This window comes from uncultured Brevundimonas sp., assembly GCF_963977465.1.
Classification (GTDB): Bacteria; Pseudomonadota; Alphaproteobacteria; order Caulobacterales; family Caulobacteraceae; genus Brevundimonas.
Window position 1 is genome coordinate 215,066 of sequence record NZ_CAXBOQ010000003.1, and the last position, 18,157, is coordinate 233,222.

The following is an 18,157-nucleotide window of genomic DNA, read 5'->3' on the forward strand; positions in this document are numbered from 1 at the left end:
TTCCGGTTGCCAATATGTTCTTTTCGAAGGGGTTGGGGGATAGAGCCACCGGCCGGACGAGCCGCACTTTGGGCACTACCAGTTCAGATCGGCTCCCGGTGCCGTTCGCGACGTTTTTGCCTCGCGACAGAACGTTGATCGCCATTCATCGGCAGTTTAAGTTGCGACGAAAACCTTGGCTGTTTAAACAGCGGTGCTGTGCCGTCGCGGGGGAGAATTCTGGGATGAAGAGGAACAAACGAACGGCTGTGACCGCAATGTCGGCCCTGGCCGGCGCGATGGCCTTGGGCGCGGCCGGGCCCGTCATGGCCCAGATCAGCTTCATCGAATGTAGCTGGCGGGGAACTATGACGAGCTCGTCTGGTCGGGTTCTCTCTACGAATTATTCGGGCCGGGAAAAGTTCCGGCTCGGGTCCGACTCTTTCGCGCGCTTCACGACTGACGGCTGGGAAAATTTTTGCCCTGAGGAAACGATTGACCACGAGACCGGCACCCGAACGAGAACCTGCCAGATCAACTCCGACACAATCCGTGCCCGCTCTGTCACCGTGTTCGCGGAGGGTGGGCGAAACGCCTACACCTCTTATGTGATTAGCCGGGTGAACGGGACAATCCGCTTTAGCGAGGGGTACGAAGGTTCTGACAGGTCTCTCAGGACCGCTGAGGGCACGTGCCGCCCCGTCGACAACCCAGATTCTGGGCAGCGCATTTTCTGAGTGACCTACCCCGCAACTCTTGATGCAGCGAGTATCAGTGAGTGGTGGCGTCGGATCAAACTTCTAGTGCTTCCGTCGGCGGCGCGGCTCATTTCCTGCCGGCCTGGCGGTCTCTGGTGCGGCGACGTAAACCACATCGGAGAAAGGTTAAGGTGTCGCTGATCTCTGTCGCCGTTTTGGTCCCGCTAGTCGCCGCAGGTTTTGGTGTCGGAGGCATCGCGGAAACTGCGGGCCGGTGGGGCTGACAGAGAATCCGCCTCCCTATTCTGGAAGCGTCCGCGCAACACGCAGGCCCGTCGAGTTTAACCGGGTATTCGGCCAGCCATAGGAGCGCTGGGCGGAACGCAGGGAGTTCGGATCACTGTCCCAGGCGCCGCCTCGGACGACACGGTCGGGACAATCATCTCTCGTGAGAGCTGAACCGTCAGTGGGCGCGTCTTCATAGCTGTCGGAATAACAATCCTCGACCAGCTCCCACACATTGCCGTGCATGTCATGAAGGGCAAAGGCGTTGGGGAGCTTGCGGCCAACAGGATGCGTGCTGCCGTAGGGGCGGAAGCGGTCGCGACTATACCAGCCATGATCAACCAGCTGGCTGTCATCATCGCCAAAGCTGTAATCGGTGTCTGTGCCGGCCCTTACGGCGTATTCCCATTCCGCCTCGCTCAGCAGGCGGTAGCGGTCCGCACGGTTTGTGAAGCCCGTCTTGTGGTTCAGCCAGGCCACATAGGCCTGCGCATCATGCCATGAGACGCATGTCACCGGATGATCGCCTGACTGCTCGAACCCGGGTGATAGCCAGCTCGTTCCGGGCATTGCGCGCACTTGACCGCTGAACCATCTCAGGCAGAGCCCGTCCGGACTCCAGCCGGTCTCTTCCGCGAAGGCGCTGAACTCATCCACGCTCACTTCGTAGCGGCCGACGGCCAGGCGATATTCGATCTGAACCATACGCTGGGGGCCTTCATCACCAGATCCCCTCGGCTCCGACGCCGGCGAGCCCATTGTGAAACGCCCCGGGGGCAGAACCACCATCTCCGGTCCCTGGCCCGACCCGGATGTGAACGGGTCGCGGAACACATCGCCTGTTCGATGCTGCGCCTTGGCAGCCGTATCGGTCAGAGCGAGCGCGCCAAGCGCACACATGAGTGCGGCCCACGGCTTGAGCCCTGCTGATAGTCGGATAGCGACTGCCATGGTCTCCAAACTCCCTGAACATTCCCCGTGATCAGGGGGATCGCCCCGGCTGGGCGGCGTGATCGGCTGAAGGTATGCATTTTGGTCGAAAAGTCGCAAATCGACGCTTGGCTGAAAGACCTCATCCTTCTTTCAAAGTCTGTCCGCTCAGGGCCACCGGGTTGGCCTCGGGCGTTCGCCCGCTGACCAACCGATGATTTTTGTTCATCAACGGTTCAGGTTGAGAACCCAACCTTGGCCGTTGTATTGAGAAGACGCGGGTCTTTGTGAGGTGTTGCGTGGTCAGTCGCGTAAGGTGTGTTCGAGGGATCGTCGTCGCCGGAGCTGCTCTCGGCCTGTCGGGCTGCGTGACCGATCCGGCCTTCCTGGAAGGCCTTGCGATCGCGACCGAGTCCATCGCGGCCGAAACCGCACAGATGGCTGAGGATGCCCGCTGCTACAGGCATCTGTCCACATCGGGGCAATGGGTAACGCTGTGTCCCTTGCCCCCCGGCGTTGTGGTCTACCCGCCCTATAAACCGCCGTCACCCTATGACCGTTACCGAAATCACGACCGCGATCCAACCGATCGCTGGAACCACCCGCGCAGGCCGCGCCGGTGAGGTTGAAGCCTGCAAGCTTTTCCCATGAGCAAGGAGAACCGAGGATGAATAAGAACAAACCAAACCTGTTGGCCACCGTATCAGGCCTCGCGGGCGTGATGGCGCTCGGCGCGATCGCCACGAACGCTGTGGCCCAGGACCGCGTCAACTTCAGGTTTGCGGATCACAGCGTGGGTCGGACGGTGAGTCGCACGGCTCCGCCCCTCAGGATCACGCTTGAAATCCGGCGCACCGGGCTCCGGATTTCCGGGGCCGACCGCAGCGAGATTTGCGCCAGCTTCGAAAACCAGACCCGGTATGACTGGAGCGGCGGCTATCGTCTGACCGACCGCGAGGTGCGCGACACCCATGCGTCGCTGCGCGTGCCCGCCTACGAAACCGTCCGGCGCTGCGAGACGCTGAATCCGCAGATGGTCTACTACGTCGTGCTGCGGGACGACTGAGCGCGAGTGAGTCCAGGTGATTGCTATCGCGCCCAGAGGGAGCGCCATGGAATCGTTAGATCAGCCGAACTGTACCGTATGTCGTGAGGCCGAATGTAGTTGGGTCCAGAAATGCAAGTCGACAGGAATGAATGAATGATAAATGCTTTAACTAAAAGGCCAGCACTTTCAGCATTGGTTGCAGCCTTCGTAACGCTCACTGCATCCGGCGCGGTAGCTCAAACCAGCGATGGGACACTCTGGCTGGAATGCACAGAGACATCCAGCACTCGCCCGGGAAGCTATGCCTTCGGCTTCTACAGTATCGGCCCGGGCAGCATTATCAGGTATGATCGGCCTGGTGCCGGCCACGACAGCCCGAAACGCTGGGACGACTATTGCCAAAGACGCGATGCGACTTGCCAAATAGACGACGACTATATTTCCGCATCATACCGAAACATACGCTGCGCCAGCTGCCGCCCGCAAGAATTCGAGGAAGTCAGCCTCAGGATTGACAGGCGTACGGGCGAAGCCAGCTACAGCAAAATGGGTGGAAGGATAGAAAATCGTGCCAGGGCCCTATGCCGCCGCACCACCGACCCGCGCCCGCCGGCGGCCTTTTGAGGTTGACGGCGACGCGCGAGCGAACATGACGCCGCAAACTGGAGTTCCAAGAATGAGCAGCACTCTGAGCAAGGCCCTGATTGGCGCTGGAGCTCTCTTCCTTACGAGCCAGCCGGTCCACGCGCAGGACAGCGAACTCTGGCTTCAGTGCCAAGAAACGTCTAATGAAGGTTGGGATCTCCATGGAAATCCGCGCCCCAGAAACTGGGTGAGTGGCTACGATTACTTTCGGATTGTATCCCAAACTTCGATTACAGGTTATGCGCGTTCGACGAGCGGGGAAATCAACAGTATGGGAGACATCTGTGCTCAATCTAGTTCATCATGCAGCTTAGATGATGATCGTATATCCGTTCGGTATCAACCGCACCACCGCGAACGCCATGATGTTTTTATCAATCGAAGAACCGGTGAATTAACGGTGACGGCCCGATACGCAAGGTCTGGATCGAGTTTTGATGGCGCCCGCACAGCGCTCATGCGCGCTTCCTGCACCCGTACCACTGACCCGCGCCCGCCAGCCGCGTTCTAGGCCAGCGCTACTCACGGCCATGCCGGACGATCGACCTGACATCTGTGGAATGGTGAACCCCATGCAAACCTCAACCCGAAATACCCTTGCCGCTGTGATGGCGGTCGGAATGGCTCTGGCAACACCCGCCGTGGTACAGGCGCTGCCGACGGCCGGGCCGGGTCCAGCACAGGCATCCACACCCCACGCCTACTGCTGGGCGACCCGGGAAACCGAGGGCACGGCCCGGCGGACCTATTATTTCTCGCGCGTCTGGTCGATGGGATGGGAGGGTCCGACGATTGGCTTTCAGCCGCAGTTTCAGAGCTTCGTCAGCGGCCGCTATTCGAGCCGGGGCGGTTCGTCCGCTCAATGTATCCGGTTCTTCGGCCGGCAGGAGACCGAACAGCACCTGAACAACCTCGCCGCCCGAGCCCGTCACGAGGACAATGAGGTGGTGTTCACGAACTGGTGGCCCCGGTAGATATCATTCCTCTGGGCTTGTCGGGGCGCTTAGCAGGGCGATCAGTCTTTCGCTCAATGGCTTTCGACCGTTCAGCACCCTGTGCATGTACGGCCTGCTGACCCCCAACAAATCTGCGAGCTTGTTGCCGCTACCGAGCTCGTCGCGAAGCCGCCGGCCGATCTCAAGCCACTTTTGCTGCTCTCCCGCCGCCGCCATCTGCTTTTGGCGAATTCCCTCCAGCGCGCACATGACCGCGAACATCGAACGCATCGTGACGCGCCCGCCGGCCCGCAGCGCCGTGAGCGTGTGATGCGACACCCTCGCCTGCGCAGTAAGCTGCCGATCGCTGATCCCGAACTCAGTCTGCAACGCCGCCATGTCGGCTACCAGCTTTCGCCGATCCTCGATGGCGACCCCGTAGACCAGTGGATCGTCGCCTTCGCCGAACGCCTCCCGCTCGTCGAGATTGTCGGCTTCCTTGCCGATCGCAGACGCTGCCCAAGCCTCGACATGGCGACGCGATAGCGTGCCGTGCTCTGCATCTTCACCGCCCCGGAACTTCGACTCCGAATGCAGGTGATGCCGCGACAGCGTGCGGCGATAGGATCGCAAATGCTCCCACGCGATGGCCTCGCCGGTCTGCCGATCAAACACCTCGGGTCGATCAGAAATCAGGTCTGACGAATATCGGGACGCCGGCTTGGGAGATCGCTTGCGCCAAAGCGAAGAGCTCAACGCCTCGGGATCAACCGACGCCATCTCCAATCGCGACTTGGCTTGGTAGGTCAGCAGGAAGTTGAACGGCCACACCCGGTCCCGTTCAGCGACGCCGGCGTTGTAGCCTTTGAACCAGTTCAGAAGCGTTTGATTGGTGACGCCGTATCGGGTCGCCGCGGCCTCATCGATCCCCGGCAAGCGATCAAGGTCCGGGCTATCCGGTTTGCCGGCGTCATGGGCACGAATGATCTCCGTCCATAGGTCCGACTGCCACAGCTGGACCCCGATCCGACCGGTGCGCGTCGGGTCCGGGTCTTTGTACGGCGCGATCAGATGCCCCAGGCCATGCCGGGACGCCTTGCGGATCACAGGCTCGCCGGCTTCGTCGCGATCAAACAGCACATAGCGTTTGGCGGATATCGCGAGGCAGTTCACTGGGCGCAGCGTGTCGGGCTCTTTGTGCTGGCCGGGTGGGAAGTTCACCTTCTCAAGCTGAAGGATCGATCCCTTCACCTCGTAGGGATTGAGCGGTTCAAACCACTGCCGCACCGTTTGAGCGCGACCCTTGAACTCATCGTTTGGCAGGCCCGCGACGTTGGCGATGGCAAGACTGTCCGTATCGCAGAGCGCCCATCCCAGCCCTTGATCCAGAGCGTTTCGCTCCGCTAGCGCCAGCATGAGGCGCGCGCCACCGGTGATGAGCGCGCCTAGCAGCGGATGGAAATACCGCCCCGGCTCTTCAATCTTTGAGGTCGTGATCCGGCGTCCTGTGCCGCGATGGTCGTAACAGATGAAGGCTCGGGAGCGTTCAAGCGACTGGACATTGAGCTCGGCAAAAATGCCGTAGCTCGTGGCGTTGACCAGAATTTTCAGGCCGTGTTGGTCAGCGTCCAACCGATCCCATTCAGGCCCGATGGCGTCATTCTGACGAGCCTGAATCTCGCGACGCATATTGATGATGGATGCGTAGAAATCACCGGTCACCGGATTGAGCTCCGCGCCCGCGAGGGTGACGGTCTTGAGCCCGGTTTGAGGCGCGCGCGGCGAGAACCGGATCGCGGAGATGATCTCTGGCGTCTTGCCGCCCAAGAGCTTAGCGGCGATCACATCGGCCAGGGTGAACCATAGCGGCTCCCAGCTCGACAGCCGGTTCACGCCAATCGTTGCCGGTTGATCCGGTTCGTAATGCGCCCGCACCGGAAACACGTCGTCGCTGGCGCTCACCTGAACAATCATGTGCAGCCGCCGCCACGTCGCCGGATCGCGCAACATGGCGAGGTCGCATGTCTCGACGAGGGCCCGGCATTCGTCCGTCGCATCCGCCCGGTCCATGCCTTCGGCGATGACGAATTTCCACAGGCCCATGAGCGTGCAGACCGTCGGATACATCGACATGAAATCGCAGTGGATCACGGGCGTGATCTCGCGCCGGATATGCACCTCCGCCCGCCCGCCGAAATAGGCGCTCATGATCTGCCCGATGATTTCGGGCGGGAAGTCGGGCTGCGCTTCCGTCCAAGGTTGGACGCCCATCGCTTGGAGATAGGCCTTGCCCAAACTGGCTTCGCTGTAGAGCTCGTTCAACCCCGTCTGCGACAAGCCCAAGGCCTGATAGCGTTTGGCCAGAACGTCGAAACACTCCCACGTCACCTGCACATCGTTCAGGCAATAGGCGACCATCTCTGGCGTCAGCCGGCCTTCGTAGGAATCGAGCGGGCTTTTGGGCGTCGTCTTCAGCAGGGCTGACAGGCTGGCCAGTGAATGGGATTGGCCCAAAAGCGACGCAGCAAGCGTCTTCACATCGACGAAGAAGCCGCGATCCGGCGACACGTCGGCGCTGCCTTTTCCAGCGAAATTGATGAAGGCGGCGCGTTGGGAGAGATGTTTGATCCGGATATTCGGGCGTTTGTCGGCGTAGGTGAAACTGAACCCGCCCTTCATCGATCCCTTGCCGTAGGTGTGGGCCGTTGCGAGGCGTGACAGATCGAAGGGCAGGTTGAAGCCGACGATCATTGCGCCGACTTCCTGACCCCAGCCGAACAGCACATGCTGGATGAATTCCGCTCGAGTGATGAACTCAAGTAGCTCGCCGTCTTCAGTGGGGCGTAGCGTCCGAAAGGCTGCCCTCAGGTCGGCGTAATCTTCTTTTGGGGCGTCGTCGGCATGGAACAGACCGCGTGCAATCAGCGTCCCTCGATCTCTGATCTGGTAAGCTCCAAAACGCAGCCGTTGCGAAGGATCGGTCGTGGTCTCGGTATCGAAGATGATGCAGATGCCCGATGTCCAGGCGGACCTCTTGCTCTGCCGCTCGCGCCGACGAGGACTAGCTACATAGGCGCGCAACTGAATGATGAGCCGATCGATCGGATCTTCGATCGATGGCTGACTGTCTGAAAACATGTGGCATCAGTCGTCTGACGGTCTGCCTTTAGCCGCAAGCCGGAACATGAGTTCCGCTGACTGGTCCAAATGGCCGGCGATGAATGTGAGGTAGTCGCGCACGCCTAGCAGCAGATGGCCCTGACGCTCTAACGGATCGCCTGCTGCGCAGCCGACTTTGGGATGTTCGGACTCCGCTCGCGCACTTCGTTTGCGATGGCAGTTCACGCAGATGCCCCAGCACGCACCGTCCAGCTCGCGCCGATAAATGTGATCGGCCTCGAATGAGGTCGCATCAGTTTCGCCGCAGATGCACCGGACGTTCAGGACCCCAAGTCGGCGAAGGCTGCGGTGCCGGACAGCGAGGCGGCGACGATAAGTTTCGCTCTCGTCCATCACTGTACGTCCGCGTAGATTTCGATGAAGTTCAAATCATCAACCGCTTCCATTCTTCGAAGCACGTTCGGACGCGTCTCATAGGGATGGTACCGCGCAGCCACGTCATAGACACCATTGCCTTCAAACGGGAAAAGGTGCTCATCCTCGTTAGTGGCAAGAAAGCGGTCGACCGCGCGCCAATAGGCGCTCACCTGGCTGCCCTCCTCGTTTGCCAGGGTAACGGCGACAAGTTTTCCTTGCGATGCGATCCAGAACGCCTGTGGTCGGAGATCGAAGATGACCCATTGCCGCCCCTCTCGCAGCGACTTCGTATTGAGGAGCCGATGCCGTCTGAGTGCTTCGACCGATACGCCGGATACCTTGGCGGCAGCGGACTGCGAAAGGCCACGCCTCATGTGGCCCAATGCGCGCTCAAGGGCAGAATCCCGATCGATCGCTACCTGGTCTGGTTTCGGCAGATCAGCGGCGCGAGGGTGACCGCGTGCCGCCGATCGGCTTCGGCCCTTCGATAGGCCGGCGGTAATGCGGCGTTGGTATTCAAGCTTGTAGTTTCGGTTGCGAGCCATCGTCGCGCTCCCAAATGCTTCAGGGAGCGGGAACATGAAGTGCACGAATTGGCGGGAATCGACGTTTGACGGGGAGCTCATACAATCCGACCTCCGGCCCGGTGCCGCAGGCTCAGTTCCGCAGCCTGCTCAGTCACCTCGGAAGCGGCGTCACCGACCGTCAACTTGAGCGCTGGCGCAATGAAGGGCTTCTGCCCAAAGCGATCCAAACTCCTACCTATGGTCATGACGGTCGGGTTGCTGGGAGCACGGTTAAGCAACTGAGGTCCGCAGCTCTGCAGGTCATCGCTATCGAGCGGACCCTTGGAACAGTTCGTTCGATAGACCGTGCAGGCGCGGTACTCTGGACGGCTGGCTATGAGGTCGATGAGCGGTACTGGCGACCAACCCTGGTTCATGCCGACAATACAGGTCGCTTGGTTAGCCGTTGGGCCAGCGCGCTCCTAGGTCGGATGGATTACGGCCCAACTTTCGGCGAACGCGTCGCAGAGATGCATAGCTTCAGCGGCGTGCTGCACACCGTCGCGCGGAAGGCTGGACGAAGGGGTTTAGCTCGCGGCGCTGATCTTGCCGTAGAGGTCGCCGGTGGTGATTTTGCCGGGTTTGCATTGCCTGCGTCCGATCGAGATGAAGCAGATCGAAAGCTAGCTGAGCGGGCTTTGGGATTTGATGCGGGTGGCGGACACAACATCAACGGCCAAAGGCTTCAGTTGGGAACTGATCTCGCTGCAATACTAAAGGCAATGTCCGGTCATATGCCGTTGGCAGAGCTCACAGATAGCGAGATCGACACGGCGCGAGACGACGCGCGCAACACGTTGAAGGTTGTCTATTGCCTCTATGGCGCGACCGACTGGATTTTCGGGCGCAGAGCTTTTGGACTTCTAGTCGGAGCTGGCCTAGTCCGAGCTTGGCCGTTGGCTCTAATCCAAGCGCTGGCTATCAGCTTTGCCCGCCTACGACGCAAATCAAAAACTTTGCTTGAAAGCCGCGAAATCGCCGACCTCGCGACTGAAGCCGAAAGAGTTTGGCTCATGTCGATGTGGCTACGCGACATCTATGAAGGCAACTGCGAAGGCGCAAAGATTGTCACGCCAAAACGGATGAGATCGGCTCTTACGGATTCCGCCTCGCATCGGAATTTGCTAAGAGAATTAGCGAGCCACGAGCTCGCTAAGCGCGAGTTTCGACCGTGGGATCAGTGGCGGAAATCAGCGGGCAAGACGATGTCGCCTGGGCTGCTCGCAATGAGTATTGGAGCGCCCGAAACGATCGCATTCGACGACCTCGTGGGAAGCATGAGCGCCCGCGCGATCCGCTGATCTTGTGTGGCCATGGCGTCTCGCTGAAGATCGACAAAGGCACCCTTCTGATCCGCGACGGCTTCACGCATTGGCCACAGGAGCGAAGGGAAATCCGCCTGTTCAAAGGGGCTCGTGATCTGCCGCCCCGGATCGTGATGCTGGACGGAAGCGGCTCGCTGTCATTTGACGTGGTGAGTTGGCTCTCGGAACAGGGCGTGCCCCTCGTTCGGGTGAGTTATCAGGGCGACGTGGCCAGCGTCATCGGCGGGGCCGGCTTTGCGATGTGTCCGGACAAGGTCCGCTGGCAGATCGAAACCCGCGACGATCCCGAAAAGCGGCTGGCGTTCTCCTGCGATCTGATCGGACGCAAACTGGAAAGCAGCCTCGAAACCCTGCGCCTCGTCATCCCCGCGAAATCAGCAGCGCCAGCGATCAGCCGGGTCGAAGCGGCGTTGGACAAGGTTGGTAGTGGTTCGGTGGCCAGCATCGACGAGTTGCGCATGATTGAAGCGGTCGCCGCAGGGGCATACTTCGCATCCTGGCAGGGATTGCAGTTGGAATGGCGCTCGCGTCGTTGCCATCCGATCCCAGATGCATGGCTGACGATCAATGGCCGCAACTCAATCGGCAGTGGTCGATCGCTGTCCAATCGCAACGCCAAACATCCACTGAACGCAGTGCTGAACTACGCATATGGAACGCTCTACAGTCAGGTGCAGATTGAACTGGTCGCGGAAGGTTTCGACCCCCGCCGGGGGATCATGCATCACGATCGCAACGAAGCCGGCGCACTCGCCTTCGTATTCGACATGATAGAGCCGCGCCGCGCCGTCATCGACGCGAAAGTGCTCAAGTTCATGCTGTCGTCGGCTTTTACGGGAGCGGATTTTGTGATCCGGGTGGATGGGGTTTGTCGTCTTGCACCGCAACTCGCCAGACGCGTAGGCCAATTAGTCTCCAGCTAGCTGCGCCGAGCTTTTTTCCACGCGGCTTAACTCGTCCTTATTGTTGTAAGCGCTGGGTCGATGTGTCCGGCGAAGGCCCGGTAGAGAAATAGCATGACCGTGAAAACGACACTCATCGTTCTGTCCGCAGCTCTGACGCTCGCTGCGACTCCAGCCCTTTCCCAATCATGGGAAACCATCACGTTGGCAAAAGACGATGGAATCGGCGCGAACACCACAAACTCAGAGGGCGCAGACATTCTCATATCGTGCTCTGCGGACGAAATTCCGGCGATCACAGTCGGGCTACCAGTAATGGACTTAACGAGTAACGTTGCCCAAGACTTAGCCTTGTTCGTCGACGGTGAAGAGCTTCAAGGCGTCGCGTGGGGGTTTGAGTTAAATCCCGCCGGATCCGGCATCTGGTTGAACGGCGACGCCAACGCCCAGTGGCACATAGTCCGCGCCATATCCGAGGAGATCATCCAGGGCGGGCAGTTAACAGTAATGATGCCGTCGATTGGATTTGCGACGAATTTCGATCTCGCTGGTGCTCGGCTTGCCATGGCCCCAGTCATAGCGAGCTGCGGGCTGGCATAACTTTCATCGCCTGCGCCTGAGACGTCAGCTTAGCCATGCAGCTCGTAAGGTATCCTACTCTTCCCGGCTGATAGGGTGTCAGCGCCTATAGCCAAAAGCTACCCTGAGAGCGTTCGGCGGCCTAGCCCAGGTCGCAGGGGGCGCTTAGGACCAGGCCGCCTTACAGCGCACGTTACACTGCCGTTCAAAAAGAAACAGGAACGCGGTCCCCGTCAACCCGCGATGCTAGTTCACAGATCAATATATGACCCGTGGAATTTGCTGGGCCAGAGGTTGTGGGTCTGACCAGTTATAGGTGCCTGGAGCTCCGACTACTTTAGCCGGCGTTCGCGTAGGCTGGTGGGCCACTCAAAATTTGTGATCCTCGATATTCCTAGGTCATGATTGGCTGGCAGCAGCCACGCATCCCAGCAGGCGCTATGTATCCTCGATCAGTGCTGAAGTTCAGGCTGTCGTCGGCTTTTACGGCGGGGGGCGGATTCTTTGTGACTCGGTCAGATGGCGTTTGCCGCCTGGTTCCTCAGTTGACACGGCGGGTTTGCCAGTTGGTATCCGGCCAGCCGATTGTTCGTACTTGACGGACTTTTGCCGACATCCTCTAGCAAGCTCCCCAGCGCATATGATTGGCTGACAAAGCAACCGCCACTTTATGGGGGAATTCATTTCGCGTTTATGGTGAGGTGCTGACTGTAATCCACCTTAGGCAAGCGACTCACGGGGTGAGGACAAAAACCTAATGGCCACGCTAAGCGCCGCTGATTTCGAAGGGATCGATTATGGATCAACAAATTTGTCCGCGCTGCGGAGCGCACGTGGCGGAAGCGAAGTGGCAGGCCGACTGGACTTGCACGCTGTGCGGCTACAAATCCCAACCCGTTCTCAGTGATGTCACAAGCGTAGAAGAAAATGCCCGCGCCGCGCTCGCAAAAGGTGACGCGGGACGCGCGATGCAGCTTGTTCAAGCCGGGCTCGAAAACAATCCCGATGACGTCGCATTATCGGCGCTAAAATCACAAATAGATTCACACCTTTCTGCACTACGCGTCGGTAACTCAATATCTTCCGACAGCCCCGAAGCGCTGGCCGAAGCTGAGAACTATGCAATGCAAGCAATGTTTGTGCTGCACCAGGTGCAAGCTAACATTCAGGTGTATGGTAGTAACTCGATGCTAACCGGTGCGAGCCCGGCAAACGTAGATTTGGGCCTTCAGTATATAAATCGGAGCCTCGAACTATTCCCTGACAATCCGATTTATCTAAACACGAAGGCGCTTCTTCTTTCGGACGGGCAGGGGAATAAAGCGGATGCGAAAGTTCTGCTAGAGCGCGCCGCTTCCATTGCTCCGCGCGACATAAACATTCAGAATAATCTAAAGGCCGTTTCTGGGGGTGGATGCTTTATAGCCACGGCTGCTTTTGGCACGCCGTTCTCTGAAGAATTGAATGTGTTGCGGGACTGGCGGGATCAATCACTTAACCAAAGTTCCTACGGCAGGCTGTTTATTCAAGCATATTACGCTACTTCGCCTCGAATTGCTGACTTCATTAGGCGGCACGCAGGAGCGCGGGCGGCGACCCGCATTCTGCTGCGCCCATTGGTCGATTACCTGAAAGGGCGCTCCTCATAGTTTTGTTGACCTGCTCGTCCCTCACTGCCGAGGCCCCTGGGCTGGCAGCAATGCCGGCGATTAAACTAAGTCAGGTCTCGGCGCGGAAAGGGGTTAGTTACCGCAAGGGCTCTAGAGCCCACTCCTAGTTACCGATGTAATAAGCCCCGCATGACCTATTCAGGTCTGCCACCGTAATTCCTGTCTTCATTTGGTTCTGGAACGGTGATGCCCGCACTGGTCGCTACAGCTTCGAAGTAAGATGAACCGATAATCTTATCGCATCGGGGTGGTGCCTAGAGTGCGGCTCGTCGGGCCGGTGGCTCTATCCCTTCGAAGGGGTTGGGGATACGTCCGGTTTTGACGTGCCGGAAGGGCGGTCCGTCTCCGAACGCTCCAGGCCTACAGAGGGTCGAGGCCGTCCATGACGGCGGTCAGGGCGATGACGGTCTGGGCTTCGAGGGCGCTGTGTCCGGCATTGGTCTTGATGAAGGTCCGGGCCGGCGACCCGGCCGCCTCGAGCGCCGCGACCAGCGCGGAGGCCTGCGCCAGCGGTGTGACCTGATCGAAGCGACCGTGGACGATGTGCACGGCGATGCCGGCCAGCCGGCTGACATTCGCCAGGATGTAGCCCGGCTCGATGAAGAGGTCGTTGGCGAAATAGTGGGCCTCGATCTGGGCGAAGCTCAGGGCGAAATCCGCCTCGGCATTCTGACCGGGATCGGCGGCCGGAGGGATCGTGTAGGAGATGGTGCCCTCCCAGACCGACCAGGCCACCGCCGCAGCCTGTTGCGCCGCGCGATCAGCCTCGCCGGTGGCGCGCCGGTCGAAGATCGCCTTGTAGGCCGCCATCATGTCCGAACGATCCCGGGGCGGGATGATTTCCACGAAGGCCTTCCACTCGTCCGGATAGGCGACATAGCTTCCCGGCCGCGTGAGGGCGTACGGATGGTCCGCCCAGGTCCCGGCATTGCCCTGATACATGTAGAGCAGGTCCTCGCGTTCGCCGAGGAAGATGCCCCTGAGGACCAGGGAGGCCACGGCGTCGGGGTGCCGGATGGCGTAGACGAGCGCCAGGGTGCTGCCCCAGCTGCCGCCGAAGAGATGCATCTTGCCGGTGATGTTCAGGGCCTGTCGCAGGCGATTGATGTCGGCGACGAGGTCGTCGGTCGTGTTCTTCAGCAGGGCGACGTCAGGGCCGGTGCCGGCGACGGTCGGACGGCTCTTGCCGCATCCGCGCTGGTCGAACAGGATCACACGGTATCGCGCCGGATCGAAAAATCGCGACAGAACGGGCGAGCAGGTGCCGCCCGGCCCCCCGTGCAGAAACATCACGGGCTCGCCGTCCGGATTGCCGGATTCCTCCCAGTACAGCGTGTGATCCGGCTCGCGATCGACGGGCAGCAGCCCCGAGGCGCGCGCGTCCTGCTGGGGGTAGGACCATTCGTCAGAGACCTTGCTGATCGTCTGAAGTCTGGAGAAATCCATGGCGTCGTCCTCTGAATGGGCGGTCAGACTTCCACGTTATCACCCGTGCGCAGCCTTCGGTATTGATCCTCAAGCGTCGCCATGCGTTGAGGGGCCATGACCAAAACAGCCAAACCTGCCGTCCTCACCATCCGCAACGCCCGCCTGACGGATGTGGCGGCCATCAATGACCTTGTGATCAAGGTCTACAAGGATATTCCGCCCTACACCCAGGGCATGTTGCGTGGCCAGATCGCGGCCTTTCACGACGGCCAGTTCGTGGTCGAGTACGAAGGCGAGATCGTCGGCTATGCGGCCGGGTTCCGCATCGACGAGAAGACGGCGATGGCACCGCACACCTGGAACGAGATTACCGGCGGCGGCTATGCGGCGCGTCACGACCCGGTCGGGGACTGGTTCTATGGCATGGAGGTCTGTGTCGACCCGGACCGGCGGCGGCTGCGCATCGGCCAGCGCCTGTACGACGCGCGGCGTGACCTTTGCGAGGCCCAGAACCTGAAGGGGATCGTGTTCGGCGGGCGGATGCCGGGCCGGTTGCGGCGCAAGGCGACCTATCCGACGGCGGTTGAGTATCTGGACGCGGTGACGGCGCGCAAGCTGAACGACCCGGTGATCGGCTTTCATCTGCGCTCGGGCTTCGAGCCGATCGGGATTCTGGAGGGCTATCTGAAGTCCGACGCCGCCTCGATGGGCACGGCGGCCCACATGGTCTGGCGAAACCCCTATTATACCGAGGCCACCGGCCGGGGTGCGGCCTTTGCCACCAAGGAGACGGTACGGGTGGCCACGGTCCAGCTTCAGGCGCGCAAGGTGACGAGTTTTGAGGAGTTCATTTCCAACGTCGAATATTTCGTCGACGTGACCTCGGACTATCGCTCCGACTTCGTGGTGTTCCCGGAGCTGTTCACCCTGCAACTGCTGTCGCTGGAGCCCAAGAAGCTGACGCCGGCGGAGTCGATCGAACACCTGACCCGCTATACGCCGCGCTTCATCGAGGCGATGCAGAAGTTGGCGGTGGAGTACAACATCAACATCATCGGCGGTTCGCATCCGACCCGGGCCGATGACGACGACATCCAGAACGTCGCCTATGTCTTCCTGCGCGACGGTTCGGTCCACGCGCAGGAGAAGATCCACCCGACCCCGAACGAGCGGCACTGGTGGAACATCAAGGGCGGCGACATGGTGCACGCCATCCCGACCGACTGCGGGCCGATCGGGGTGTTGATCTGCTACGATTCCGAATTCCCGGAACTGGCGCGGCGGCTGGTCGACGAGGGCGCGCGGATGTTGTTCGTGCCGTTCTGCACCGACAACCGGCAGGGCTATCTGCGGGTGCGCTATTGCAGCCAGGCGCGGGCCATCGAGAACCAGTGCTACGTCATCCTGTCGGGCAATGTCGGCAATCTGCCGAACGTCGAGAACATGGACATCCAGTATGCCCAGTCCTGCATCCTGACACCGTGCGACTTCCCGTTCGCGCGGGACGGGGTGGCGGCCGAGGCGAGCGAGAACGTCGAGACGGTGACGGTGGCCGACCTCGACCTGTCGGATCTGGCCTGGGCCAAGTCGCAGGGCACGGTGCGCAACCTGCGCGACCGCCGTTTCGACCTGTACAAGACCGTCTGGACCGACGGCGGCTGAGGCGGCTTCAGGCGTCGGCGGTGCGGGATGCAATCTTGGCCGCCGGTTCAGCCCAGCGTGCCGCCGCCGACAGGCCGCTGGCGATCAGCAGACAGGTCACTGCCGCGATCAGCACCGGCCTGACCATGCCCGCCGTCGGCGCCAGGGGGCGGATCAGCATCAGGACCAGCAGGCCGATCAGGGCCATGGCCGCCGGCAGGTCGATGCCGACGCCGAGGAAGACGAAATGCGCCATGCCGAACAACCAGGCTCCGCCGAGTACGCCGGCCACGGCTGACGCGGCGAGTGCGGCGGGTCGGTCGAGTCCGGGCCCGGAGAAGGCGGTGATCGCCGCCGCCGCTGCCGCCAGCAGACCGGGCCAGACGAAGATCAGCGCCGCCTCGGGGGCGAGGATCTGAACGATCAGGCCGAGGCCGAGCGTCAGGGCTATCAGGCCCAGCCAGCCGCCCCAGACCGTGCGGGAGGCCAGGCCGGGCACCAGGGTGAGGCCGACGGACAGCAGGGCCAGCGCCAGGATCACGATATTGAAGCCGCCGACAACCAGGGTCCCGACCGTGGCCACGGCGACGACCGCCGCCATCACGCGCCGGTCGATCCGGTCGCGGCCCGCCAGCAGTAGCAGACCGACAGCAAGGACGGTCAGGGCTGTGGCGGCCTCCATCCACGGTAGCCGGGCCAGCAGGGTGTAGTAGACATCGGCCGAAGCGGCCCGGGCGGTCATCGGACCGGCGAGAAGACGAACGGCCTGGGCCAGGACGGCGGCGGTGGCCAGGAACCACAGTCCGTCGAGTGCGCCGCGCCCGATGTCAGCGGGGCTGAGGACGCTGCGGCGACTGACACGCCAGGCGGCGAGGCCGCCGAGGCCCGCAGTCAGCAGCAGCAGGAGCCAGCCGGTGGCCGCGCTGTGCATCAGAACAAACCAGCCGAGAATGTCCGAATAGACGACATTGCTGCCGGCGACCGGCAGGGCCGGGGCACGCAGCAGGGCGTCGGCGGTTTCGAGGGCCTGGGAGCCGATGTGCTGGACGCTGCCCTGGTCAAGGGCGGCCGGAACGGAGGCGGCGGAGTGATACTGTTCGGGTCGTCCGATGAAGGCAAAATTGACGCCGGGGATTCCGCGTGCACGCGGGATGGTGAAATCGGTGCCATTGGGCATCTGTTCGTAGACGAAGACCCCAAGCGAACTGCTGGCCGGACCGCCGGTGGCACGGCCGGCGGTGCGGGCGAACAGGGCGATGGTTTCGGCATTGCCGGGTCCGGTCTCGAACATCATGGCCCGGCCGCCACCGCCCCGGGCCTCGAGGTTGACGATCGCACCGATGCGGTCGCGCAGGGGGTGGCCGCCGAAGAAGACGCGAGCTCCGTCCAGACCCAGTTCCTCGGCGTCGGTGAACAGGACCACCAGGGTCCGTTCCGCACCGCCGCGGGCGCGGATGGCGCGGACGGCTTCAAGCACCGAAGCGACCCCGGCGCTGTCGTCGGCCGCTCCCGGCGAACCGGGCACGGTGTCATAGTGGGCCATGATCAGAACGGCCGGAGCGTCCGCGTCGCGGCCGGGCAGGACCCCGACCAGATTGACGACGGTGTAGCCGACACCGGCCGGGTTCTGGCCCTGACGTTCGGAGCGACGAATCGACTGGGGAGACAGCGGCCCCTCGAACGGGGCGGGGGCCAGACCCAGGGCCGTCATGCGATCGAACAGATAGTCACGTACCCGGGCGTGGTCGGTCGAGCCGAGCGGGTGGGGGCGTTGGGCGATCTCGCGCACATCGACCATGGCCCGGGCCGCGGAAAAGTCCGTGGCGGGGGCGTCCGCGCCGACCGGGCGCGGCGTCTGCAGGGTGATGACGGCAAGCAGAAGGGCCAAAGCCAGTGAGCCGGATAGCCAGACGAGGCGCATGGTGGTCCCTCCCGATCGATGGGTCGCACTAGGGCGCAACCGTCCTGTTAGTTCAAGGTCGGGTGCCG

Annotated in this window: 13 protein-coding genes; 7 read left to right on the plus strand and 6 right to left on the minus strand. The window is 61.5% G+C overall.

Features of this window, described 5'->3' with window-relative positions:
• Positions 1-977: 977 nt before the first annotated feature.
• A complete protein-coding gene (locus AAC067_RS08015) occupies positions 978-1,913 on the minus strand; it encodes a formylglycine-generating enzyme family protein (protein WP_339931295.1) in 936 nt (311 codons plus the stop codon).
• A 646-nt stretch (positions 1,914-2,559) separates the two neighbouring features.
• On the opposite strand from AAC067_RS08015, the gene AAC067_RS08020 reads away from it, so the two are divergent.
• Together AAC067_RS08020 and AAC067_RS08025 are read left to right on the plus strand one after the other, a co-directional pair.
• Positions 2,560-2,958, plus strand: coding sequence for a hypothetical protein (locus tag AAC067_RS08020; protein ID WP_339931297.1), 399 nt, complete (start codon positions 2,560-2,562; stop codon positions 2,956-2,958).
• Between the two features lie 1,247 nt (positions 2,959-4,205).
• Positions 4,206-4,559 carry a hypothetical protein gene (locus AAC067_RS08025; protein WP_339931299.1) on the plus strand — a complete coding sequence of 118 codons (354 nt, stop codon included), beginning with the start codon at positions 4,206-4,208 and terminating at the stop codon, positions 4,557-4,559.
• A gap of 3 nt (positions 4,560-4,562) precedes the next feature.
• Here the strand turns inward: AAC067_RS08025 and AAC067_RS08030 are convergent, their stop codons facing one another.
• The 3 genes from AAC067_RS08030 to AAC067_RS08040 are packed head-to-tail and all read right to left on the minus strand — an operon-like array spanning position 4,563 to position 8,602.
• A complete protein-coding gene (locus AAC067_RS08030) occupies positions 4,563-7,658 on the minus strand; it encodes a hypothetical protein (protein ID WP_339931301.1) in 3,096 nt (1,031 codons plus the stop codon).
• Positions 7,659-7,664: 6 nt separating this feature from the next.
• On the minus strand, positions 7,665-8,033 hold the full coding sequence (locus AAC067_RS08035) for a hypothetical protein (protein WP_339931303.1): 369 nt from the start codon (positions 8,031-8,033) through the stop codon (positions 7,665-7,667).
• Positions 8,033-8,602: a hypothetical protein gene (locus AAC067_RS08040; RefSeq protein WP_339931305.1), complete on the minus strand. Its 570-nt coding sequence runs from the start codon at positions 8,600-8,602 to the stop codon at positions 8,033-8,035. Before AAC067_RS08040 ends, AAC067_RS08035 begins: the two co-directional genes overlap by 1 nt.
• Before the next feature lie 65 nt (positions 8,603-8,667).
• Between AAC067_RS08040 and AAC067_RS08045 the strand changes: the two genes are divergently transcribed.
• The 4 genes from AAC067_RS08045 (at position 8,668) to AAC067_RS08060 (ending at position 13,078) form a co-directional block, all read left to right on the plus strand.
• Entirely contained in the window at positions 8,668-9,924 is a 1,257-nt protein-coding gene (locus tag AAC067_RS08045) for a hypothetical protein (RefSeq protein WP_339931307.1), read from the plus strand.
• Between the two features lie 2 nt (positions 9,925-9,926).
• On the plus strand, positions 9,927-10,871 hold the full coding sequence (cas1, locus tag AAC067_RS08050) for a CRISPR-associated endonuclease Cas1 (RefSeq protein WP_339931309.1): 945 nt from the start codon (positions 9,927-9,929) through the stop codon (positions 10,869-10,871).
• Positions 10,872-10,964: 93 nt separating this feature from the next.
• On the plus strand, positions 10,965-11,450 hold the full coding sequence (locus tag AAC067_RS08055) for a hypothetical protein (protein WP_339931311.1): 486 nt from the start codon (positions 10,965-10,967) through the stop codon (positions 11,448-11,450).
• Positions 11,451-12,226: 776 nt separating this feature from the next.
• Positions 12,227-13,078 carry a CFI-box-CTERM domain-containing protein gene (locus tag AAC067_RS08060; RefSeq protein WP_339931313.1) on the plus strand — a complete coding sequence of 284 codons (852 nt, stop codon included), beginning with the start codon at positions 12,227-12,229 and terminating at the stop codon, positions 13,076-13,078.
• Between the two features lie 381 nt (positions 13,079-13,459).
• On the opposite strand, the gene pip is transcribed toward AAC067_RS08060, so the two are convergent.
• A complete protein-coding gene (pip, locus tag AAC067_RS08065; protein WP_339931315.1) occupies positions 13,460-14,545 on the minus strand; it encodes a prolyl aminopeptidase in 1,086 nt (361 codons plus the stop codon).
• A 96-nt stretch (positions 14,546-14,641) separates the two neighbouring features.
• On the opposite strand from pip, the gene AAC067_RS08070 reads away from it, so the two are divergent.
• Positions 14,642-16,189 carry a GNAT family N-acetyltransferase gene (locus AAC067_RS08070; protein WP_339931317.1) on the plus strand — a complete coding sequence of 516 codons (1,548 nt, stop codon included), beginning with the start codon at positions 14,642-14,644 and terminating at the stop codon, positions 16,187-16,189.
• Positions 16,190-16,196: 7 nt separating this feature from the next.
• On the opposite strand, the gene AAC067_RS08075 is transcribed toward AAC067_RS08070, so the two are convergent.
• A complete protein-coding gene (locus AAC067_RS08075; protein ID WP_339931319.1) occupies positions 16,197-18,089 on the minus strand; it encodes a M20/M25/M40 family metallo-hydrolase in 1,893 nt (630 codons plus the stop codon).
• Between the last annotated feature and the right edge of the window lie 68 nt (positions 18,090-18,157).